Here is a 22,677-nt window from a genome sequence, read left to right as displayed (position 1 = left end):
CAGCGACCGTCGCGATTGTCTCCGGGGTCAGCACCTTCTTGGCGACGGTGACGGCGGCGTTGACGCCGATCAACCCGACCTTCATCAAGGCCGCGGTGACTTCCTGCCCGGTCGGAGGCGTCGTCCGAGGATCGGATGCTTCCGCCAGGCGCTGCGAGATGGTCTTCTTCGGCTGGACCGAGATCGCCGCCAGCGCACTCTTCGGAGCTTGGATGTCCTGGTTGACCACATCGACGGCGGTCTTGAACGCGGTCGAGGCCAGTGCCCGACCGACGGTGGCGACCGCGACGAACGGATCACCGCCGACCTCGACCTGGCCGGCGAGGTTGACCACCGCACGCACGATCGGCGCGTTCGCCGGGGCATCACAGGCCAGATCTCCGCCCTGGCACCAGGACGAGACCCGCCCCGAGAGGCTGCCGTAGTCCTTGGTCAGATCGGCGACCGGGCCGATACCGCCCCCCTCGGGAGCGGTGAACGCCACCGACGACAACGACTCGATCGCCTCCCCCTTGGTGCCGGGCACCGCCGACGGGGAGGTCTGCGACGTGCCGGGAAACAGCCCCGCACCGGGGCTGCGGGTCGGCGCGCCGAACAGGGCACCGGCCGCGATCGAGCTGGCCGGGACGGCCCCGGTGCTCTTGCCGACCGACCGCAGGAAGTTCGAGGCCGCATGGGCGCCCTGGGAGAACCCGACCACGGCGAGCTTGGCCTCGGGGCACTGCTCGAGGACCTTCTCCGCAGCCAGGGACAGGTTCTCCTCCCCCTCGGTCACCGACGTGGCGTAGGAGTCGGATCCACCGGGAGTCAGGCCACCGAACGAACCCGGATACGGCACATAGGCGCGATCGACGCTCGCACCCAGCTCACGGGCCTGATCGAGCATCGGACCCATGATGTTCGAGAGCATTCCGGTATCGACCTTCACCGGGGCGTCCGGCGACGTCTCGGTGGTGCCCTGCATCCCGAGGACGTACAGATCCGGGCAGTCTGCAACCAGCTCACCCAGCCAGCTCGGTTCATCGCCCGTGCTCGACTGGGCGTACGCCGGTGCAGCGCCGAGACCGGCGGCAGCGATCACCGCTGCCGAAAACGACATGGCGGCAAGTCGTTTGTGCCCCATGCTCTATCCCCTCCTTCACAGGTAATGGCGTGGTCGCAGGCGGGCAGGGGAGAGCTGCCGGACCGGTGGCCCGCCACTCCGCCGCGATTGCGGCGGAATGGGCCGGTCCTCACCGAAGCTTTCCCACCTAGGATTCACGTACGCTCAAGTTCAGGCAAACTCTATACTGAAAAGATACGAAAGAAAAGCAAAAAACTAAATTTGGCTTGATGAGGGGAGTCGCCCTGGTGGCAGTCGCCGGAACGGACAAACACGCAGCTCCGTCAAGGTGCCGAGTGCTTCTTTTGAGGAGACTGGCCGGTAATGTTGCGACAGTGAACAACGAGCGGGCGCGTTTCGCGCAAATAGTTGCCGAACGTCGGCGCTTGCTTGGATTGACTCTCGACGAGCTACAGGCGGCCGGCGGGCCGTCGGACGTCACCACCAGCAAAATCGAGAAGGGTGCACTTGCCGCCCCGAGCGCGCGCACCCTCAAACGCCTTGACCATTCCCTGCGGTGGGCGGAAGGCTCGGCCGCGAGGGCATTCGCGGGAGGCGACCCGACGCCCCTTGAAGAGCTGCCCGCAACGCGCCGTTCAACCCCCGCTGCCGTCTCCGCGGATGTTGACTCGGTCACCCTGTCGCTCAACGTCGTCAACGATCTGTCGGACATCGCCAAGCGATACGAGCTACTTGCAACCGGGGTGGACCCCCAGATCGCTGCGCCCTTGAAGGAGATCAACTCGGACTTCGACCTCTTGGTTGATCGAATCCTCCGGGCCTGGCTGATAGCTCAGCTAGAAAGAAGGAATGTGGGGCCGGACTCTCCGCTGACGCATGACCCGATGGTGGAGATGCTGATTGGTGACTACCTCAATCGGACACCCGAGCCGCCGACTCCTGACGATGCCCACGACCTGTTGTATCTCCGGTGGCTTACGGGCCGCCCCATAGACGCCGACGCTTCGACCGAAGCCACGTTCATTGCCAGACGTTCCTCAGCCCAGGAGAAGTGCAAGTGAGACACCTCGCCCCCTCGCTCGGACAGAAGCTCGATCGAATGATTGCCTTCTACCATCACCGAAACGAGCCAGAACTCACCTTGCAGGCGGTCGCCACGATCGTCGGACAGAAGGCCGGACAGCAAATAGCGGTAGAAGTGCTGGAGCGGGTCCGGTCGGGAGAGCTGACCGTCCTACCCGAGCAAATCGCCGACGCCTTGTGCGACTCCCTCGGGGTTGACCGGAGCTATCTGCGCGAAACCGGTGGTCAGGACATCGACATCGACCAAAGGCTTCGTCTCTGGATCGCGATCCGCGATCGTGGACTCGATCACTTCGCCGCCCGCGCGACCTCTCTGACACGTGAGGACTTCGAAAAACTGATTGGAGAGGTCGAGCGGATGGCTCCGGCTACCGCCGCTCAGCGGGGGTGAACTGCAGACGCAGATTCTTCGGCCGCAGGGTGAGGGTCTCCTCGACCTCGAGCGTGTATCCCGGCTCAGGTGCAATGTCGAAACGCTGCAGGAGTGTTGCCAACGCGAGCGTCATTTCGTGAAGCGCAAATTGGCGACCGATGCATGAGCGGATACCTGTGCCGAACGGTTTGAACAACTCTGACGACCGTCCTCGGTTGTTCTCCGGTGAGAACCGGTCCGGGTTGAACTGGTCGGCATCAGGCCCCCAGGCGAGATCACGCTGGACTGCCAGCAACAGTACGAACACCCACTCTCCCGCGGAGAACTTGTGTCCACCGACCTCGGTGTCCTGCTTCGCAGCTCGGAAGAAGCCGGGGGCAGTCGGCCATAGGCGCAGAGCTTCGTTGACGACCTGTCGGGTGTAGCGCAACCGCGGTACGTCCTCGTACTGGGCAGTGCCGGTGCCGATCACGGCGTCAGCCTCGGCGCGCATCCGCGCCGCAATCTCCGGATTCTGGGCGATGAAGTGCAATGCGAAGCCCAGGGCGTTAACGGAGGTCTCGTGGCCGGCCACGAGGAAGGTCAGCACTTGATTGCGGATGTTCTTGGCATCGAGTCCCTCCCCGGCAGCTTCCGGATGCAGCATTCGGTCGAGCAGATCGGATCGCCGCTCCCCCGACTGCTGCCGGGTCGCAATAACCTCGTCGACGGTCTCGGCGAGTAGCCGGCGATCGATCTCGTTCTGCTGTTCTTCTTTCCTTCGCAGCCATTTTCCGATGAAGGGTAAGGGAATTGCGCTGTCCTGCGCGTACGTCAATGCCCTGCTCATGGCGGTCACGAAGGGGTGCTCGCTCCCACCGAATGAATCGAATGAGTACCCGAAGCCGCATTGCCCGATGACTTCGAGTGTTAGCTTGCCCATTTCGTCGACGGCCGGAATGAACTCGCCTGATCGGCTCTCTATGTCCTTGCACAGCTCGTCGATGACTTCGACCATCGTGCCGTGGTAGGACACCATGGCGTCCTTCGTGAACCCTGGCACCAGGACCTCATGTGCCTTGCTCCAGTTCGACTCCCAGTTGTAAGCAGTGAACAGGCCATCTTCGACAAGGGGACGCAGCTGCTCCAACGGCCGGCCGACGTGCTTCTCCCACTTGCTGTCGTCGAACACCTGCGCCGCCAGCTCCGCCGACCCGACGAACGTCAGGTCCGTCCCCAAGATGGTGCGGCGGTAGATCGGACCGAGTTCCTTGAAACGGACGAGCGTGTTCTGGTTCGGGATCTCCCGGTTCATCCCGAGTACATCACCGATCAGCGGAACACGTCGGGGAGGATGCGGGATCGTCGATTTGGTCATGGATGGTTCTCCCCTTCTTGGTTACACAAGCCCGGCTGTTGCAGGCCGCGTCGACCACGCATCGGCGATACGCAGTAGTTCGTCCTCGTCGGCCATCCAGCGTGGGGCCTGAACCGGCTCGACCGGTTGTCGGCCGCCTCTTCGGCGTTCGAGCGCAGCAGTGATGGCATTGCAGCGAGACACCGGATCGAGGTCGTCGACCCGGTCCTCCGCCTGCATATAGGGCAGCAGCTCGTAGAGCGCATCCTCGATCTCGATGCGCATCCGGTGTTCGCGCTCGACACTGCTGGGCAGCGTGCTTGTCGTTGCCTGGAGTGAGATCGCGGGCAAAGAATTCGACAGGTCCTTCCACAGCGGCGTCAGGGTGAGGACAGCAGTCGAGGACGGATCGTTTGAGCGTCTGGCACGAACAGCTGTAAATATCGGCATACTCACCACGATTGCCAACGCGGTTGCGGCTGGCAGGAATAGGACGTCATTGGATTCGCTGCGCCAGATGGTGAACGCATTCTCGTGGTTCAACGCCAGCATGAACCCGTTCACGATCCGGGTCAGATGGTCGAAGGAAGAGACGGCGCCGGTCAGCAGGATCAGCAGCGCCCAGATTCGAGTGTTCCGAGCCTGCTCACCGTGGAAGATCACGCGAATACATGCGCCAGCCACGGCAGCCACGGCGATTGGCATCTGAGAGGAATAGATCAGCATGTACACCGCGGTGCGCCAGCTGTGCAGTTCCTCGATTGCGGCTCCGGCGGTGCGAGCGGGCGCACTGATCCATGCCAAGACTGCCACCTCGACCACGACGATCGAATAGACCAGCATGATCGCTCGCCGCTTGATGCGACGCACGTTGTTGAAGGCTCGAACGACCAGAAAGATGGCCCCGGCGCCGAACATTGCCGCTGCATGGGTGAGCAACCTGATGTCCGACAGGGTGAGCGGCGTTGCATTCACCAGCAGCGACTGCGTCCACGGCTCACGCAGCAGGGCTGCGCATAGCCAGAAAAACAGCAACCAGGTGATCTGTTGGTCGATCTGACGTGCCTGCACGAACGCAAAACGACCACAGATGACGAGAGTCAGGATCGCCAGCATCGGATCGCTCAGCCAGTTCGGCAGCGTCGATGTCGCCTCGAGCTGTAGCAATGGCGTAGTCATCAGGACCCGTCGAATGTGACGGCGATGCGATGGAGCTCTCCACGAGAGTCGAGATCGATGGGGCCGCGACTTAGCACGGCAAGCTGGGTGCCCACCAACTCTGCTTCGGCTTCTGTCGGGGTATCGAAGGTCGATCGCTGCATCATGTACTCGATACCAGCGAGGCTGAGACCTGTTGTCAGGACGCTGGCGGTCGGCCGAAATGTCTCTCCCGGGTGCTGGCACAGCACATGACCCACCTCGTGAAAAATCTGTTGGCGCTGGTGCCGCACCGATCGAGTCGCGTCATAGCGGATGACATACCGCGTCGGCCCACCCAGTAGAAGCCCACACCGGTTGTTCGGTTCGAGGGCAGATCCGGTCCAGGGCACAAGTTCGACTTCGCGCCCCGAGTCTTCCTCCAGCCATGCGAGAAACTCACCTACTGTCCACGGCGGTTGAAGCGGTACACGTGCGAGTACGTGGACAAGCCTCTCCCGACGACGGCCACCCCGACGGGCCATCTTGAGCACTATCTCCGAGCACCTCCCCTGTCACCCCCAGGGACTGGTCACCGGGGTTCAAGCTGCGCCCGAGCATAACCCGCGCAAGAACCGCTATCATGATCACAAAGGAAAGCAAATAAAATACGAAAAACGAGCAATAAACTAAGATCGTGACGTGGTCTGCGATGGCCTCAACGACGCAATGTTGCGTTCGCGCTGCTCCCGCGCACGTCGCACGAACAAGGGACGGAGCTCCGAGTGAAACGAGTAAGGGTGCACCTTAAGAGCCGTTGTGACCCACACCTCGCCCCGGGATCGCACGACAAGTACGTGGACATCGGCGTGTTGGTTACGTATCGGGCGCTTCGTCCCGCAAGATAGGACCGCATTCGTTTCTGGTGCTGATACAAGGAGGGTCGGATGGGACGCCCAAGCAAAGGCCAGCGTGACTATGTGACGATCCGCGTGCCGAAGGAGATCACGCCTGCCCTTGATGCCGCGCTCAGTGCGCGAGGAGTGACCTCGCGAAGCCAGTACCTGGCAGATCTCGTCTGCCATCACCTGGGACGCGCCGACCTCGCTATCGAGCTGGATCCCAGCGTCCTCTCCTCTGATATCTCTCAGGAGGTGATTGACGCGGCGTAGAGATGCACTGCCAGAGGGTCTAACCAGCCCTGCAAAATTCAGTGCTTCCTGCCGATATGAGAAAACCCCCGCAGCGGCCGGGCTGACGAGGGCTCTCAAGGCGTAGAGGCGGAGTTACCAGCTCCTCCTCAAGTACTGCCATATCCCCGAAGGGACTGTCTTGCTGGACAGGTCTCAGGGTAGCGCATTCCCTGGAACAGCTTCAATCAATGCGCTCCGTGTCGTTGCTAACGACTCGATAGATAACCCTCAGTTACCGCGGCTTCTTGGCCTCATGTTCGAGTTGTGCACGCGGGAGTGGTCGCCGCGGCCTCGTGTCCGCGTCGACGCGCAGCGGATGCACGACTACCTGTCGACCTCGGCGATGCCGGCGACGGCACCGACGGTTCCGTGGGCGATTCACCTCGCCGGCACGGACCACCGTTTCCGCCTGCTGGCGTTCGACCTCGACAGCGGCCGCCACGGTGCCGACATCGCCCGCAGCGACGCACTTCGACTGTGCGGTGTACTCGACGAACTCGGCGTCGCGCACCTGCGCACCGCCTCCGGACCCACCGGCGGTCAGCACGTGTGGGTGCGACTGGCCGAACCGGGTGCGAGCGCGGACAGTGTGCGCCACCTCGCCCACGCCCTGCGCCAGCACTACCCGAGCCTGGACACCGCGCCGCTGACCAACCCCGCCACCGGTGCCGTACGGCCCCCCGGCGCGCCCCACCGCCACGGTGGCTATTCCCTCCCCTACCTGGACGAGTCCCTCCCCTACCTGGACGAGCGCGCCCTGACCGGCACGTTGGCGCGGATGTCCGTCGGGACGGCACCCGAGGTCGTGCAGTGGCTGCTCGCCCGACATCCCCACACCGAACTACCCGAACGCCCCGACCGCGCACGCGCGGTCCGCATCATCGACGGCCCGGCAGGACCGCGCCTGGACCGCCCGCGCCGACCACTCACCGCCCGCACCCGCGCGCTGTTGACCGCCACCCCCTCGGCCGGCACCGACCGCTCGGCCCTGGCCCACAGCATCCTGCTCGGCATGGCCACAGCCGGCCACAGCCTCGCCGACATCGCCGCCGCCGTGGACGCCGCCCCCGGTCTCGTCCGGCTGCGGGACGACCGGGACCGCGGCCGTGACGACACCGCCCGACAATGGCAGCGCGCCCTCGCCGCCGCCGCCCGGTTCCCCGTCACGACCGGCGACGACCGGGACCCCATCGACGACGAACTCGACCGAGTGGACACCGCCGTCACGGCAGATCCGGCCCGCTGGGCACGTCCCGGCGGTGCGAGCGACGAACGTATCCTCCATGCGCTGTGCGTCCTGGCCCGCACCGCCCGCACCCGGACCCTCGACATCGATGTCCGCCGGCTCGCCGAAGCCGCCGCGGTGCACGCCTCGACCGTGTCCCGGCGACTGCGCGTCCTGGCCGGCGAAGGATGGGTCACGAGGGTGCGCGCAGGCTCCGGTACGAAAGCCTCGACCTGGGAGTTGAACCTTCCCCAATTGGGTGCAACACAAGGGGAACCCGCCCCCGCCGTGTCCCCCGGAACACCCCTCGCTCTCCTGGAGCACCACACCCACGATGTCTGGTCGAACCGTGCGGGTCTGGGAGGTGCTTTTGCTCGTATCCACTGGGCAGTACTCGAATTCGGAAAACATGTTAGTTCCGCACACGGCAGAATCCCGCTTGTTGCCTTCGTGGCTGCCGCGACCGGATACACGCGAGGAACGATCACGCGCACCCTCGATAAACTGCACACCCTGGGACTTCTTCCGACATCGCCCGGCACGTCGCGGAAGAGCATGGACCGCACCGCGCATCTCCTGGGCGCGACGGGCACCGCAGCGGACAGGGCTCATCGGCACCTGGTCGACCGCGAGCTGCACCGTTGGTGGATCGAAGAACTCGAGTGGCGCCGCCGGCCCGGGAAGAAGCGCGGTGTCCGGCCGGTCCCCCGAGGCTCACTCGCCCTTCCCATTGCCGCTCCGGCGCGAGCACGCTACGGACGCTTCCCCACCGGTGACGATGGCCGCGCCGACTATCACGCCGCCCGAACCATCGTCTCTACCGCGCTGGGCTATTTCCCCTTGCCGCATTTGACGGTCATTTGAGGCGACGTGGAGGGAACGGGCGCGCTATGTCAGGGCACGTTCGTGCCGTACAGGCTTCGGCACTCCTCGCCGAATCAATGCATCGGCTTCCCGCTCGAGGTACGACCGTGGAGCCAGCAATGCCAGCATTGATGGGATATCGAAGCCTGCGAGCCGCGGCAGTTATTGCAAGCATTACCAGTGTTACTGTCCAGACGAGGCCAGGGAATCCCGCCGCGTGAGCGAGTTGCTCCAAGCTTTGCATTTATTACAGGCATTGCTTGTATTGCTGTCATTGAAGATCCTCACGGCAGCGCACCACCGCGCGACCCTGTGCATCCTCACCTGCCATTAAGTAAAGCAAGCAATACTGGTATTACCGGTAAAAGACACGTATGGCAAGCAATGCTTGCATTACGGTCATTCCTGGTAATGTTCCTAACGCCCAGCAACACCAGTAACACCAGCCCCGGATTTAATCCGCCCAGCATTGCTGACATAGACATTTTTGATGGTAATACCAGCATTACTGGCATTACCATCAAAGCTTGTATTGCTTCGATCGAGATGGAGGAAGATCAATGGCTGCACGCGAGAAGGTGCCTCCGAAGCGCAACGCCGAAGCGCTACAGCGAGTTGTCGCGCTCATCAACAGTAAAGGGGGAGTGTTCAAGACAACGCTCGCTTCCAACATTGGGGGTCTACTGGCAGCCTCCGACTACAAAGTCCTGGTCGTCGATCTCGACCCACAAGGCAACGTCGCCGAAGACCTGGGGTACACCAACACCGATCTTGACGACGAGGGGAGTAATCTCGCGCAAGCCCTGGCCTTCGGATCGCCACTCGAACCGGTTCGCGATGTCCGCCCGAACCTCGACATTGCGCCCGGAGGGCACCACCTCGAGGCGGCCACCGCAGCCCTGACCTCGAAGGCATCGAAAGACCCGGCCGGCGCAAGGCTCGCGCTAGCAATGGCGTTGGCGCCGATTGCACCCCAGTACGACATGATCTTGCTGGACTGCCCGCCCGGCGACGAATCCCTGCAAACCGCAGCAGCAGCTGCAGCCCGCTGGTTATTGATCCCTGTCAAGAGTGATGCATCCAGCCGCAAGGGTATGGCCGGTGTCATGAACCGACTCAATGCTGTCCTGGGAGACAATCCGGATCTCGACCTGCTCGGCGTCGTACTGACCGGGATCGGAAAGTCGGCCACGAAGGTTCAGCAACAAGCACGACAAGCGATTGCAGAAGCGTTCGGCGGCAGCACCGACGCCATATTCGATAAGACTGTACGGCACTCCGAAGCCACCGCTCTCGCAACACGGGAGCGAGGACTTCTGGTGCACGAGCTTGACGACGTCGTGCGTAACGGGCCCAAGTGGTACGAGGTGCTCCGAGGTGAGGCTCAGGCCCAGGCCTTAGCACCTCAGGCTTCCACCTCCGTGGCGGACGATCTGGTGGGTGTCACCGAAGAGTTGGTTCGCCGAATCACTGCCGCAGAAGCAGAGGAAGCAGCATCATGAGCGAGCCTCGCCGAGCTGTCACTGGTCTGCCTCGTGTCTCTACCACCAACCCAGGAAGTGCGCGCCCGGTCACGGGTGACCTGTCCGGGTTGCAGGCAAAGAACCGAAGCGTTGCGCCTGCGCAACAGCAGGTCGATCGACCGGCAGAGCCGGCCGAGAAGAAACAGAGCAATAAGGCTGTGACGGTCTATATCTCGCCGGACGTCTACACCCAGGCCCGCCTTGCCTTTAATGCCACTCGCACAGCCGAAGCCGATCGCAACTGGTCCCACTTCGTGGAAAAAGCCATTGCCGAGGAGAGCCGCCGACGTGCCGCCCTCCACAACGAGGGTGAATCGTTCGAAGGGATTGATGGGCCCCTGTCTCCCGGCCGACCACTCTCCGACCACTGAATAAAAGCATTACTTGCATTGCTTGCATTGCTGAAAATGATGGGCGCCCTGCATGGAATTGCCGCTCCGCAGGACGCCCTGACCAAGAAACCCACAGCAAGGAGATCACTCGGTCATGTCCGACGATACAACCCACGACGCAACCGCCCTGCGCGCCAAGACCGCAGCGCTGACCGGCGTTGCATTCATGACACTCGTCCTCGCCGCACTCGCCTTCACCCTGTCCTTCGATGCACTCCGTCAACTCGCTCTCGAGATCGGGGTGCGCCCACACAACGCATGGATGGCGCCGGTGGCCATTGATGTTGCACAGGCCGCCGCCACCCTGGGCCTGGTTGCCCTCGGAGCCGACCAGACTTATAAGACCGGTCGCCGCTTCTGCCTGGGCGTGGCCACCGCGACGGTGCTGCTCAGTGTGGCCGGCAACGGCTATCACGCCTACCAACTCGCTCAGCGCAACGCAGCGAGGGTTGCGGCGGGCGAAGACCTCGGCTACATCCCGCAGCCTGCCGCGATCGCCGCCGGCATCGCCATGATCTTCCCGTTGCTGTGGCTGGCCTTGCTGCACCTGTTCACCATCATGTTGCAGGCCATCAAGGACGAACGCGCCCACGCCCGCACCGGCGCCACCGTGCCTCCCACCCTCAGCACATCCCGCGTTGCCGAACGCAACTGCCACGACCCCAGCAGGGGAGGAGCAAGCCGACAGGTGGGTGCAACCACGGCCGTGGAGGTGCACCCCCACCCGGCCGCTCCCGAGGTGGCACGTCCTGCAACCGACGCACGTGCAATCGGAGCGCCGGAGCGCGAGGGGGTTGTCCCGCGCAGTGCAACCGGTGCACCGGCCACGCGCAACGGATGGCCCCAGACCAGCGACGGGTTGCACGCCTTCCTCCGCCACAGTGCACTGACCGACGCGGTCAAACGGGTCGCCGTGGTCCGTCTCGACCACCCCGAGCTCAACCAGGTGCAGGTCGCGGGACAGTTGCAACTCGACAAGTCCACCGTCAGCAGGCACTGGCGCAACTTCGTCGTGGCAGCCGAAACCGAAGGTTTCACTGTCCCACCGCTGCCACGCTCGTTCGACGACCAGCCAGAGCTGAGTGTGCAGTCGGTACCCGAACTGCAACCCGCCTAGCCTCCTTAGGCAAGGACCGCGCTGCCGCCCCGCCGCAGATGCGCCGCCTTGCCACCAAATAGCTGCTGGCCACGTCAGCAGGGGGTGCTGGTGCAACTGCCGGACAAGAGTCTGCTGCTCACCGGCGGGTCGGCGGTCACGCTCGACGACATGATCACCGAGAAACGCACTTTAATCTCCTGGGATGCACCGCACTGCTTGGGAGATGAACGCGGACGGGCCGACTGGTACGCCGTCGCACAGGAAATCGGCTGCACACCGGAAGCGGCCCGTTGATGGCGCAACGCTACGAACGCGACACCGACGCCGAGGCCGCGAAGAAACCAGTTTTCCCTGTTCGATCTGTAACGCCGGCGCGTGGCCTAACACGACGAAGGGACTTCGACTGTGAGCTTTTTCGTGATCCTGCTGATCTTCAACGCGCTCGCCACCACGAGCGCGATCGTCTGCGCACGACGCTCGTATCGGCGCTACGGCAGCGCCGGCCGGGCGGTGTTCGCCGGCCTCGGGGGACTGATGATTCTGCCGTTGTTGTTCGTTCTGGTGGCCGCAGCGGCCACTCCGCGCGCAGCTCGACTGCCGTAGGATTCAACGTTAACAAAAATCATCAAAACAGCAGATCAGGGCATTTCCAGCGAGGCCGTTCTCTCAAGGTGGAGAAGAGGGTCGTTCACCTTGTGGCCCCGGCTTGAAACGGTGTGATCTGGCTTCTCAGCGCGCCTGCGGCGCACACCGATTCGAGCTCCGCTGCGCTTCGCACTCCCACAAGAGCCTGATTTTGCCTTAACGTTTTTGCCGGGCAGCTGAGGTCCGGTGTCGTAGGTTCGGGACTGCCTGGGGACGGCGCGGTATGGCTGGATTTTTGCCGCCACTGGAATGGCCGGAAGGGAATGGCCGCCGCGGCGTCCTCGACGACTCGACCGCTCATTGAGAGATGCGACGCGATCGCTGTTTAAGGACACGACGGAGAGGTCGTCCGCCAGGTACACGGATCCGCAACGGCCACAAAAGGAGTGCAGGTGAGACAACTCTGGGCGGGAATCGATGCCGGCAAAAACCATCACCACTGCGTCGTGATCGACACCGACGGCACCCGCCTGCATTCTCGGCGGGTCGCCAACGACGAAGCCGAACTGATCGACCTGATCGATGCTGTGACCCGTCTCGCGGATGAGGGGACCGTGACCTGGGCGATCGATCTCAACAGCGGCGGAGCCGCCCTGGTCATCGCCCTGCTGGCCGAACGCGGCCAGAGCCTGCTCTATCTTCCCGGGCGCATGGTCCACCACGCCTCGGCCGGCTACCGCGGTGACGGCAAGACCGACGCCAAGGATGCCGCGGTCATCGCCGACCAGGCCCGCATGCGCCGCGATCTGCACCCGATGCGCATCGACGACGAACTCAGCGTCGAACTGCGCATCCTGACCTCGCATCGCACCGACCTGATGCGCGACCGCACCCGGGCGATCAATCGCCTGCGTTCGCTGCTGGGCACCTATTTTCCCGCCCTGGAGCGGGCGCTGGACATCAGCAACACCAAGGCCGCGCTGATCCTGCTGACCGGCTACCGCACGCCCGACGGGTTGCGCCGGCTCGGGCAGGCCCGGCTCGAGTCCTGGCTACGCGAACGCAAGGCCTACAACGCCGCCAAGGTGGCGGCCACCGCGCTGCACGCAGCGAACGCCCAGCGTGTTCGCGTGCCGGGACAGGATGTCGCCGCGGCAACCGTCGGCAGACTCGCGAAGCAGATCCTGGCGCTCGATGCCGAACTCGCTGAACTCGATACCAGCATCGAAGACCGGTTCCGCCGGCATCGTCATGCTGCGGTGATCGAGAGCATGCCCGGGATCGGGCCCCTGCTCGGCGCCGAGTTCCTCGCCGCGGTCGGCGGGGACCTCGCCGTGTTCGCCACCGCCGACCGCCTCGCTGCGGTCGCCGGACTGGCGCCGGTACCGCGGGATTCGGGCCGTATCAGCGGCAATCATCGACGGCCGCGGCGCTACGATCGCCGGCTGCTGCGGGTGTTCTACCTGTCCGCGCAGCTGAGCATCCGATCCAACGCCGACTCCAAGGCCTACTACGACCGCAAACGCAGCGAGGGAAAACGCCACACCCAGGCCGTTCTCGCCCTGGCCAGACGCAGATCGAACGTGTTGTGGGCGATGCTGCGCGACAACACCGTCTATCGGCCAGGACCACCCGTTGCTGCGGCGGCGTAGATCCGAAGTTCGGTGTACCCCGGTAGGGCCTGTATCCAGGGTTTTCGACGGGCAACGGCGGACGGAATGAGCGACCGCTCTACGATGGCTTCCCGTGACACGGGGTGCCCCAGGCAAGGGGCTGAGATCACACCCGTCGAACCTGCACTAGCTCGTACTAGCGAAGGGATGTCCGGATGACTCAGCATGTCCACCTGCCACCAAGGGTGCTGTCGATAGCGGGAACCGATCCGACCGGTGGTGCCGGGATCCACGCCGACCTCAAAAGCATCGCCGCCCACCGCGGCTACGGAATGGCCGTGGTCGCTGCGCTGGTCGCGCAGAACACCTGCGGTGTCCGAAGCGTCCACCTGCCGCCTGCGTCGTTCCTGACCGCCCAGCTGGAGGCTGTCAGCGACGACGTCGTCATCGACGCGGTCAAGATCGGCATGCTGGCCGACACGGACCTGGTGCGGGCCGTGGCCGTGTGGATCGGTGAGGTAGCACCGCCGGTGATCGTTCTCGACCCGGTCATCGTCGCCACCAGCGGTGATCGGTTGCTCAGCGCCGATGCGGAGGATGCTCTCAAAGACCTCATTGCTGCGGTGGATCTGATCACGCCGAACGTTCCGGAACTTGCGGTCCTGGCCGGCGCGCAACCTGCCGACTCCTGGGCGGAGCTGCTCGATCAAGGCTGGGAGGTGGCCGAGCACCACCAGGTGGCGGTGTTGGTCAAAGGCGGACATCTCAAGGGCGATACGGTCTTCGATTGTGTCGTCGACCCCGCGGCAGCATCAGAACCGGTGGTGTTCGAGAGCCCGCGAATCGTCACTCAGAACACGCACGGCACCGGATGTTCTCTTTCGGCGGCGATGGCCACGCTGCGGCCGCAGCGATCGGGATGGGTGGAGGCGCTCGAGGAGGCAAAGGCGTGGCTGACCGCCAGTATCCGGGGTGGTGAAAGTCTGCGGGTCGGTCGAGGTCATGGGCCGGTCAACCATTTTGCGCAACTGTGGGACCCGGCCGTGAGCTCCTCGTGGTTCGGGCGCGAGCGCGTCTGACGGCTGCTCGCCGCCCCGGATTCGGATTGACTGGCAGTTCCGGGTGGGCGTATTCGCCCGAGGGGCCAAGCAGTTGGGTTCGACGACTTCACCGCCACTCACATCAGTGGGCCGGGGCATACGAGTTCACAACAGCTCGGCGTAGCTAACGGTGAAGCCGACGACGGTTTCCTTTGCATGCCAGCGGCATTACCTGCGGTTCAACCGAGTTGAGGGTCTCCTGCTCACTCCCTCCAGGAATGTTGATTCTGTCTGGCCTCGATTCGGTCCCTTGTAGGTGTTTGGTCATCTCGACGGGCTTCGCGTTTACCGACGCGTGCTACGCACTCCAGGACCTCCGGTTTGCGCCGCCTCCGGCGCCGATGAAGGGGTAGCCGTAGCATTTGCCGAAAATCGGGCGGATATGGCGTAGTGCCCGGTCGGTGATCCGCTCGGCCTGTTGGGTCGAAACGATCGTCTGTCTCGCCACCGGCTCCTGGCGGGCGCGGCGTATCCGCCCAGCTCGCCGACGATCCGATTCGGGCCAGAACTCGTGTGGGACGTAAGGGCCCGCAACCCAAGGTTGTCAGGAAGTGCAAAGTAGCGGGATCCTGACGACAGGCTGGTGAATTCTCAGGCTCGTGGTGCAGCACTGCTGACGATGCGGTGGATGGTGGAGCGGCCGACGCTGTATTCCTCGGCCAGGTCCGCCAGGCTCGCGTCGTCGGCGGGGTCGTGGTAGCGGCGGTGGATTGTTTTCCGTGCCGTGAGAGGAAGTTTCGGCTGCTTGCCCTTGAGCCTGCCTTTCGCGCGGGCCTTGGCCATGCCCTCGCGGGTGCGTAGGTGGTTGAGGTTGGCCTCGAATTCGGCGACCATGGCCAAGGTTTGCAGGAAGAGCTTGCCGAACGGGTCGTTCCAGTCGTAGATCGAGCTCCCGAGTCCGAACAGCACCTCGCGCTCGCGCAGTTCGGTCAGGGTCTGGCCTGCTTCGGCCATGTTGCGTGCGAATCGGTCGAACTTCGGCGTGGTCAGCACTACCTGTCGCCCGTCGATGGCCGCCGCGGCGGAGGTGACGGCGGCGAGTGCGTTGTCGAGCCCGGCCCGGTTCTTGCGGGTGGTCCCGGAGAACCCTTTGTCGATGAAGATCCGCTCACGCGGCACTCCGAGCGCCAATAGCTGCTCGGTTTGGATCTCGACGTCTTGTTCGTCGGTGGAGCAGCGGCAGTATCCGACGCGGAACGGCTCACCCATGCCGAAAGTGTTCCAGATAGCGGGGGTTGACCGGCACAGTCAGCGGAACACCTCTACGGAACACCGGTGAGCTGGGCCGACGTTGGCTCTGCGTGGTGTTCCGGTGGCCGATCCGGTTACGGAACAGGTCAGGGGGTGTTATCGGTGTGTGGGGGTGTGTTGTGGGTGAGGAAGTGGTTGACGTCGACGGTGAGGAACAGGGCGGTGGCGGTGGTGATCACGTGGGCGTGGTCGTTTTCGATGGTGGCTTGCAGGTGGAGTTTGCGGCCGTCGCGGGCGTGGATGTGGGCGCGGAGGGTGTAAGGGGTGTCGAGCAGGATCGGGGCGAGGTAGTCGATGGCAAGGTGGCGGGTGACCGCGGGTTCCCCGACGGTGTAGAGCAAGAGTCCGAACAGTTCGTCGAGGACGGTGGCGACCGCGCCGCCGTGGGCGATCGCGGGGGCGCCGACGTGGCGAGAGTCGAAGCGGTGGTGGGCGTGGACGCCGTGTGCGTCGCGGCGGGCGCGTAGCTGGTGGCCGTGGGGGTTGGCCGGTCCGCAGCCGAGGCAGTGGTCGTGGTGGGGTGGCAGGTCGGCGGAGTCGGGTGCGAGCACAGGGAAGGCGGGAATCCAGTCCGGGACCTGTCGGGGCTCGGGTGTATGGGTGCTGGGTGTGTTCTCGGTCATGGGCGCTTTCTGTGGGGTGTGTCTACCGTGCGGTGGTGAAGAGGATGTCGCAGTGGGCTTTGCGGGCGAGCTCGATCGGTGGGGTAGTCAGCAGCCGGGCCAGCAGCGGTGGCCGGTGGGGATCGGCGGTGACAATGAGGTCGGCGCCGGTGGCGGCGGCCAGGTGCAGCAGCGCGTGCGGGGCGGGTTCGGACAGGATGTGGGTTTCGATGTCGGTGGCGCCGTGGGCGAGGGCGTGCTGGTGGGCGGTCCGCAGGATGGCCTCGGTGGGAGTGGTGCCGCGTAGCTGGTAGGCGTCGGGTCCGAGCCGGTCGAGGTCCGCCCCGAGCTCACGTGCGTCGATGTGGTGGCGGGCGCAGATGATCAGGAGCCGGGCGTGGGTGGCGTGGGCGAGTTCGGCGGCGTGGTCGACCACACGGTAGGAGCGGTCGGATCCGTCGGTGTCGACGATGATCGTGCGATAGGCCGTCATGACGGGCGTCTTTCACGAGAAGGGAGCGTGTTTTGCGGGGGAAATGGTCGAGATGTATCGGCGGCGTGGTGCGCGGCCGGGGGCCAGTACTGCCAGCACGATCGCCCCGACGGTGGTGAGGGCGGCCAGGGCGAGCGCGGCCTGGCCGCTGCCGTGCACGAACGCGGCCTTGGCGAACTCGGCCAGCGGTGCGGCCACCGGTCCGGCCTGGTCGGCGACCTGCAGCGCCGCGGCCAGGGAATCGGCGACCGGGCCGCGGGCGGGCTCGGGCAACTGGGGCAGGGCGGGCTGGATGCGGTGGGTGTAGCCGGCGGCCAGCACGCTGCCGGCCACGGCGATCCCGATCGCGGCGCCGATCTCGCGGGCGGCGTCGTTGACCGCGGCGGCGACCCCGTGTTTGGCCTCGGGGGTGTCGGCGACGATGGCATAGGTCGCCGGCGCGGTGCACAATCCCAGGCCCGCGCTCATGATCAGCAGCGGCCACAGCAGGTCGAGGTAGTGCGCGGCGAGTGTCAGCCGGCTCACCAGCACCAGCCCGGCGGCGATGGTGAGCAGGCCGGCCACGGTCATCACCCGTAACCCGACCAGGCTCGACAGCCACGGCGCGATCACCGAGATCACGACCAGCGGCACCACCATCGGCGCCAACGCCAGCGCCGAGGCCAGCGGCCCGTAACCGAAGACCAGCTGCAGGTACTGCACAAGCAGCAGGAATACCCCGAAGGTGACCAGGAACTGGATGGTCACCGACAGCGACCCGGCACCGAAACCACGGCGGGCGAACAACCGCACATCCAGCAGCGGCGCCGCCGAGCGCAGCTCGACGACCACGAAGGCCGCCGTCGCGGCCACGCCGACCCCGGCGGCGGCGGCGACGAGCGGGTCGGCCCAGCCGCGCGCGGGGAACTCGATCACGGCGAACACGATCGCCGCGACAGCGACCGCCACCGCCACCGCGCCCACCCAGTCCACCTGCGGATGCTCGCGCTGGCGGGACTCGGCGATGGTGCACGCCAACCCCGCCAGCACCGCCCCGGCCACGGTCAACCCTACGAACACCGATAGCCACGACCATCGTTCGAGCAGCACCCCGGCACCGAGAATCCCCAGTATCGCCCCGGATCCGGCGACCCCGGCCCATATCCCCACCGCCCGGCCGCGATGAGCGGGGGCGAACCCTGCAGTGAGGATCGACAGCGTCGAGGGCATCACCAGCGCGGCGCCTGCCCCGGCCAGCGCGCGCGTCGCGATCAACCAGGCCGGGTCGGACAGCAGCAGCGGCAGCGCCGAGGCGGCGGCGAACACCACCAACCCCACCACCAGCACCACGCGGCGCCCGTAACGGTCACCGACGGCGCCGGCGGGCAGCACCAGACACGCCAGCACCAGCGTGTAGCCGTCGACGATCCAGGTCAGCTGGGCTTGGGTGGCCCCGGTCGCAAGCGCGATCTGCGGCAACGCCGAATACAACGCCGCCATCGCCGCGACCACCAGCGCCACCGCCAGGCACGACACCGCCAGCATCCACCACTGGGCCCTGGTCCAGCGGGCGATCTCGACAGTGTCCGTTCCGGGTGTGGCCACCGGCACCTCCCCGACTTTGAAGACCAACGGTATCTGTACGAGACCATTCGTATCATAGTGGTTGGGGGGTGGGATAGAGTTCACCCATATCAAGAGTTCAACGACACGAATTCGGAGGAAGGCGCGTCCATGACCGACCCAGGCCCGGCGGCGACCGACCCGCTCGCCGCGGACGACGAGCAGGCCGATCCGCGACTGGCGCGCTCACGCAACCGGTTGCTCGACGCGGCCACCCATCTGCTGTCCACCGGCGGTGTCGAGGCGGTCACCGTCGAGGCGGTCACCCGCGTGTCGAAGGTCGCCCGCGCCACCCTCTACCGGCACTTCGGCAGCACCACCCAGTTGCTCGCGGCGACTTTCGAACGACTACTTCCCCAGGTCGACACACCGACCGGCACCGGGCCCGTGCGTGAGCGGCTCCTGGCGCTGCTCGCCAGCCAGGCCGACCTCATCGAACAGGCTCCGGTGCAGATGACCACCCTGGCCTGGCTGGCGATGGGTTCCATCGGCGAGGACCACCCCGACCCGGCCGCGGTCACCTCGCTGCGCGCGCGCGTCATCGAGCAGTACCGCCACCCGTTCGACCAGATCCTCACCAGTCCCGAGGCCCGCGCGATGCTCGGCGAGCTCGACACCACCTTCGCCATCATCGAACTCCTCGGCCCGATCGTGTTCGCCCGTCTCACCGGATTACGCAGCATCGACCACGACGACTGCACCCGGCTCGTCGACAACTTCCTCACCGCCCACCGAACACCCACGCCAGCAGACACCGCTATCGACATCGCCACGCCGTAACCACGGGCCCCGGTTCCGCGCGGTCAGAACAAGGTGTCGCGCACCCGCAGCGGCCGGTACCCGGTCGGGCCCAGCTGGGCCAGCTCGGCGTCGATGTCGACCTCGATCGCGCCGAAGAAGTTGATGTTGGCACTGTGGGCCGGGCTGATGTGGGCCAGGACCTCGTCATCGATACGCTGCCCGGTCCGGCGCATCTGCTCGACAGCGAACCCGTAATACTCTGTGGTCCAGGCGATCACAGCGTTGGTCGTCAAGGTCAGGCACCAGGCCTGCTCGGTCTGGTCCTCGAGGTGGCGCGCCCGGATCATCCCCTCATGGGCATAGAGCAGGTCGCGGCGCAGCGCGTGCAGCGACTCGCCCTTGTTGAGCTGCCGCGAGATCTTGCGCCGGTAGTCCGGATCGGAGAGGTATCTCGCGGCGTAAATGGTGCGCCGCAGCGCCCCGTACTCCTTGAGCGCCGCGGCCAGGGTGTTCTGCCGCCCCGACGCCGACAGCTTGCCGACCAACAGCGACGCGGTGGCGTGCCCGAACTTCAGCGATCCGGCCAACCGCAGCAGATCGTCCCAGTGCTCGGCGATCAAACCCAGGTTGGCCTTGCGGGTCATCAGCGGGCCCGCGTGCGGGAACCGGGCCTCGGCCTCGGCGCGCGGGCCCGGCCGGTACAGGGTGATCCGCCCCAGATCCCGGATCCGTGGCGAGAGCTGCATCCCGAGCAGGTCGAACAACCCGAAGTTGACCAGGGTGACCCCGTGGGTGTCGGTGGCGTGCTCGGTGATCGGCAGATCGGTGGCGTTGCCCAGGATCTTATCGAGCACGTAGTGGGCTTCGCGTTTGGTCGCCACGATGACCTTGGTGCCGTAGGTGGCGTGGGTGTCGCTGACATGGGTGTAGGTCGACAGGCCCTCGCTGGCGAAATAGCGGCTCAACGGCCGCGCCGTGGTCGACTTACCGCGCGTCGGGAAACGCTGCCCGTCGCTCGACGACAGTGTTCCGGCGCCGAACACCGCGGTCAGCGGCAGCCGCTGGTGGTAGCCGACCAGTACCAGGTTGGCCGCGCGCAGGGTCTCCTCGCGCACATACCACTCGTCGGTCCAGGCCAGGATGTCGTAGGTGATTCCGCACGCCTCGGCCATCCGGATCAACCCCAGGTTCGTCGAGTGCGCCAGCAGTACCGCGATCAGGTTGCGTTTGAGCTCCGGCGTCCGGGTGGCCTGACCGCCGGCGTGGGTGAAGCAGTCCAGGTAGCCGGTGCGTTTGTCCAGCTCGATCAGCAGCGACACGATCGGCGCGAACGGCAGCATTTCGGTCAGCTCGGCCTTGAGCGTGATCGCCTCGGCGGGAACATCTTCCGCGCTCAGCGGCGAGATCACCAGATCCCCGCCCTCGTCCAGCCGGACCGGGCCGTCCCCGCCGGCCAGCACCTCCTCCAGCTCACCGAGAGCGTCGTGCAGTTCGGCGACCACGGTGGCCAGCGCGACGCCGGGATCGGCGGATCGCCCGACCAGGCCGCAGAACTCAACGCGTTGCGGTTCCCACTGCCCGGTGGTGAGCAGGTAGGCGGCCGGGTCGGCGTAACGGCGCGAGCCCGGCACGAACACATCCCCGCTGCGCAACCCGTCACGCAATCCGAGCAGCACACACAACTCCCAGTAGTGCCGATACGCGGTCGCGCTGCCGGATTTGCGGGCCTCGTCGAGGTAGCCGCGCCACTTCATCGGCACGAACCCGGTCGGGGCGTCATCGAAGACCTTGCGCCGCCCGGTCGCGTTCAACTCGCGCAGCATGTTCACCGCGATCAGCAACTCGGTCGCGGCGGTACCGCCGCAGAAGCGCACCGCTTCGAGCACCGCGGGGGTGAACTGACGCAGGTAGTTGTAGGAGGAATCCAACGCCGCCAGATGCCCGTGATCACGCGGCAACCTGGGCTTGGCCTGGGCGATCGCCGCGCGCAGGCGCTCCCACCCGATCTTCTCGCCGCGGATCAGCGCACCGATCTCCTCATCCGGAACGCCGGGGTCGGTAACGATTTCCAACAGATCGTCCAGCAGCGCCTGACGGTCCTCTCCAGTCTTCCCTCGTTCGGCCAGCCGCTGCTGCATCTTCCGTTCGGCAGCACCGAATTTCACCGAGATCGCCTGATCGAACAACGCCACGACCTCATCGAGGACATCGGTGCCGGACTGGGCCAGCACCGTGAGCAGGATCGGATACCGGCGTTGCGGATCCCGACGTTGCAGCGCTTGCGGACTCAGGCGCCGGCCCATCGTGGCCAAAAACCGGCGCCGCTCGGCGGGCAGCACCGACATATCCAGCCGATCAGCGCCCAACCCGCGCAGGAAACCCAGCTTGTCGACCTCGGCGCGGACCGCGGCCGCCGAGGCCTCCACCGGCCCGGTCGACAGCCACCGCAACCGCGAGATCCCCAGCGAAGCGTCGGTGACAAGCAAGCCGTCCAACTCCGCGCACCGCGCCGCAGTGAACTCGTGAGCGAGCCGGTCATAGGTTTCGGTCTGGGCCTGGTGGCGGGCGTGGGCGACCCGCTCGACCACGGTGACCGGGCCTGGCCGGATCACCTTCGCCGAGATCAGATACTCACACGCCAGCCGGAACAGCAGAGTCGGGGAATCGTGCTCCATCGCCCGCGCGAGCAGGAACTCATCGAGCTCCTTGAACTCGAGCGCACCGACCGCACGCCATCCCAGGTACCGCGCGGCCAGGCGCACATGCTCGGTGCGGGTCTTGGCTCGCCTGCCGTAGGCACCGATCACCACCGGATCCAACCGCAACTGCTCGGCGACACGAGCCACCGCCACCGGCGGAGCCGTGACCAGCCGATCCGGCACGAATCCCAGCCACGGCAGCGTACACAACGCGATCGCCAAGCCCAGCCGCTCGGCTGGGCCCCGGCCCCGGCCCGGATCCACGAACGCCAGATCCGCAGGCGTCAGCGTGAAGTACCGGAACAGCTCCTCGCGGCTGATCTCCGGGAATCCCCGCAGTCGTTCCAACTCCTCGTCCGCGAACATCCGCGTCGCCACGACCCCAGCCTCCACCAGCACCGACCAACATCATCATCGGCAGTCAAGCACCAACCAGTCGACAGCGCATGCCGAACTCGAAACCCCGTGCCCACCAGTCGGATACGCCAAATCCGCCCGATTTCCGGCGGATGCTACGGCTACCCCATGAAAGAGGAGCGGCCTGCGGCCGCACGGTTGACAAACCCTATTGAGATTCCTTAACGTTTTTGCCGGGCAGCTGAGGTCCGGTGTCGTAGGTTCGGGACTGCCTGGGGACGGCGCGGTATGGCTGGATTTTTGCCGCCACTGGAATGGCCGGAAGGGAATGGCCGCCGCGGCGTCC

General features: G+C 65.4%; 21 protein-coding genes and 1 riboswitch. Of the genes, 12 read left to right on the top strand and 9 right to left on the bottom strand.

Features of this window, described 5'->3' with window-relative positions:
• Positions 1 to 1,123 (bottom strand): cutinase family protein (locus tag Q8814_RS14885; RefSeq protein WP_330152789.1); only part of this gene is annotated, 1,123 nt, incomplete at its 3' end.
• 314 nt (positions 1,124 to 1,437) lie between these two features.
• Here Q8814_RS14885 and Q8814_RS14880 point away from each other — a divergent pair.
• Together Q8814_RS14880 and Q8814_RS14875 are read left to right on the top strand one after the other, a co-directional pair.
• Positions 1,438 to 2,124 carry a helix-turn-helix domain-containing protein gene (locus Q8814_RS14880; RefSeq protein ID WP_330152788.1) on the top strand — a complete coding sequence of 229 codons (687 nt, stop codon included), beginning with the start codon at positions 1,438 to 1,440 and terminating at the stop codon, positions 2,122 to 2,124.
• Positions 2,121 to 2,537 carry a hypothetical protein gene (locus Q8814_RS14875; RefSeq protein ID WP_330152787.1) on the top strand — a complete coding sequence of 139 codons (417 nt, stop codon included), beginning with the start codon at positions 2,121 to 2,123 and terminating at the stop codon, positions 2,535 to 2,537. The genes Q8814_RS14880 and Q8814_RS14875 overlap by 4 nt, the downstream gene beginning before the upstream one ends.
• On the opposite strand, the gene Q8814_RS14870 is transcribed toward Q8814_RS14875, so the two are convergent.
• Genes Q8814_RS14870 through Q8814_RS14860 form a run of 3 tightly spaced genes read right to left on the bottom strand, consistent with a single transcriptional unit; the run spans position 2,515 to position 5,537 of the window.
• Positions 2,515 to 3,876 carry a cytochrome P450 gene (locus Q8814_RS14870; RefSeq protein ID WP_330152786.1) on the bottom strand — a complete coding sequence of 454 codons (1,362 nt, stop codon included), beginning with the start codon at positions 3,874 to 3,876 and terminating at the stop codon, positions 2,515 to 2,517. The two genes, Q8814_RS14875 and Q8814_RS14870, sit on opposite strands and share 23 nt — an antisense overlap.
• A 21-nt stretch (positions 3,877 to 3,897) precedes the next feature.
• Complete coding sequence (locus Q8814_RS14865) at positions 3,898 to 5,034, bottom strand: DUF6545 domain-containing protein (RefSeq protein WP_330152785.1); 1,137 nt, start codon at positions 5,032 to 5,034, stop codon at positions 3,898 to 3,900.
• A complete protein-coding gene (locus Q8814_RS14860) occupies positions 5,034 to 5,537 on the bottom strand; it encodes an ImmA/IrrE family metallo-endopeptidase (RefSeq protein WP_330152784.1) in 504 nt (167 codons plus the stop codon). Before Q8814_RS14860 ends, Q8814_RS14865 begins: the two co-directional genes overlap by 1 nt.
• A 402-nt stretch (positions 5,538 to 5,939) precedes the next feature.
• Here Q8814_RS14860 and Q8814_RS14855 point away from each other — a divergent pair, with 402 nt between their 5' ends.
• From Q8814_RS14855 to thiD, 9 genes are all read left to right on the top strand, one after another.
• Positions 5,940 to 6,164, top strand: a complete 225-nt coding sequence (locus Q8814_RS14855) for a hypothetical protein (protein ID WP_330152783.1) — start codon at positions 5,940 to 5,942, stop codon at positions 6,162 to 6,164.
• Positions 6,165 to 6,438: 274 nt separating this feature from the next.
• Positions 6,439 to 8,274, top strand: a complete 1,836-nt coding sequence (locus tag Q8814_RS14850; protein WP_330152782.1) for a hypothetical protein — start codon at positions 6,439 to 6,441, stop codon at positions 8,272 to 8,274.
• Between the two features lie 560 nt (positions 8,275 to 8,834).
• Entirely contained in the window at positions 8,835 to 9,776 is a 942-nt protein-coding gene (locus Q8814_RS14845; protein WP_330152781.1) for a ParA family protein, read from the top strand.
• Positions 9,773 to 10,168, top strand: coding sequence for a ParB family protein (locus Q8814_RS14840; RefSeq protein ID WP_330152780.1), 396 nt, complete (start codon positions 9,773 to 9,775; stop codon positions 10,166 to 10,168). Before Q8814_RS14845 ends, Q8814_RS14840 begins: the two co-directional genes overlap by 4 nt.
• 115 nt (positions 10,169 to 10,283) lie before the next feature.
• Positions 10,284 to 11,306 carry a DUF2637 domain-containing protein gene (locus tag Q8814_RS14835; RefSeq protein WP_330152779.1) on the top strand — a complete coding sequence of 341 codons (1,023 nt, stop codon included), beginning with the start codon at positions 10,284 to 10,286 and terminating at the stop codon, positions 11,304 to 11,306.
• 90 nt (positions 11,307 to 11,396) lie between these two features.
• Positions 11,397 to 11,582, top strand: a complete 186-nt coding sequence (locus Q8814_RS14830; protein WP_330152778.1) for a hypothetical protein — start codon at positions 11,397 to 11,399, stop codon at positions 11,580 to 11,582.
• 111 nt (positions 11,583 to 11,693) lie between these two features.
• Positions 11,694 to 11,891, top strand: coding sequence for a hypothetical protein (locus Q8814_RS14825; protein ID WP_330152777.1), 198 nt, complete (start codon positions 11,694 to 11,696; stop codon positions 11,889 to 11,891).
• A gap of 428 nt (positions 11,892 to 12,319) precedes the next feature.
• Positions 12,320 to 13,525, top strand: coding sequence for an IS110 family RNA-guided transposase (locus tag Q8814_RS14820; RefSeq protein WP_330152776.1), 1,206 nt, complete (start codon positions 12,320 to 12,322; stop codon positions 13,523 to 13,525).
• A 90-nt stretch (positions 13,526 to 13,615) separates the two neighbouring features.
• Positions 13,616 to 13,711, top strand: a riboswitch (TPP riboswitch).
• A complete protein-coding gene (gene thiD / locus Q8814_RS14815; protein ID WP_330152775.1) occupies positions 13,702 to 14,565 on the top strand; it encodes a bifunctional hydroxymethylpyrimidine kinase/phosphomethylpyrimidine kinase in 864 nt (287 codons plus the stop codon). (Overlaps the previous riboswitch by 10 nt.)
• 612 nt (positions 14,566 to 15,177) lie before the next feature.
• Here thiD and Q8814_RS14810 read toward each other — a convergent pair.
• From Q8814_RS14810 to Q8814_RS14795, 4 genes are all read right to left on the bottom strand, one after another.
• The gene (locus tag Q8814_RS14810) at positions 15,178 to 15,795 is read right to left on the bottom strand and encodes a recombinase family protein (protein ID WP_006553200.1); all 618 of its coding nucleotides are present in this window, start codon (positions 15,793 to 15,795) and stop codon (positions 15,178 to 15,180) included.
• A gap of 128 nt (positions 15,796 to 15,923) precedes the next feature.
• A complete protein-coding gene (locus Q8814_RS14805; protein ID WP_006553199.1) occupies positions 15,924 to 16,460 on the bottom strand; it encodes a PaaI family thioesterase in 537 nt (178 codons plus the stop codon).
• A 22-nt stretch (positions 16,461 to 16,482) separates the two neighbouring features.
• Positions 16,483 to 16,932, bottom strand: a complete 450-nt coding sequence (locus Q8814_RS14800) for a universal stress protein (protein WP_006553198.1) — start codon at positions 16,930 to 16,932, stop codon at positions 16,483 to 16,485.
• 12 nt (positions 16,933 to 16,944) lie between these two features.
• The gene (locus tag Q8814_RS14795) at positions 16,945 to 18,516 is read right to left on the bottom strand and encodes an MFS transporter (RefSeq protein ID WP_039583601.1); all 1,572 of its coding nucleotides are present in this window, start codon (positions 18,514 to 18,516) and stop codon (positions 16,945 to 16,947) included.
• A gap of 129 nt (positions 18,517 to 18,645) precedes the next feature.
• Here Q8814_RS14795 and Q8814_RS14790 point away from each other — a divergent pair, with 129 nt between their 5' ends.
• A complete protein-coding gene (locus Q8814_RS14790) occupies positions 18,646 to 19,314 on the top strand; it encodes a TetR/AcrR family transcriptional regulator (protein ID WP_006554624.1) in 669 nt (222 codons plus the stop codon).
• A gap of 23 nt (positions 19,315 to 19,337) precedes the next feature.
• On the opposite strand, the gene Q8814_RS14785 is transcribed toward Q8814_RS14790, so the two are convergent.
• On the bottom strand, positions 19,338 to 22,352 hold the full coding sequence (locus Q8814_RS14785) for a Tn3 family transposase (protein WP_330152790.1): 3,015 nt from the start codon (positions 22,350 to 22,352) through the stop codon (positions 19,338 to 19,340).
• Positions 22,353 to 22,677 lie beyond the last annotated feature (325 nt).

It is taken from the genome of Rhodococcus chondri (assembly GCF_036327435.1).
Lineage (GTDB): Bacteria > Actinomycetota > Actinomycetes > Mycobacteriales > Mycobacteriaceae > Rhodococcus > Rhodococcus chondri.
This window is presented reverse-complemented; position numbering and strand designations above follow the sequence as displayed.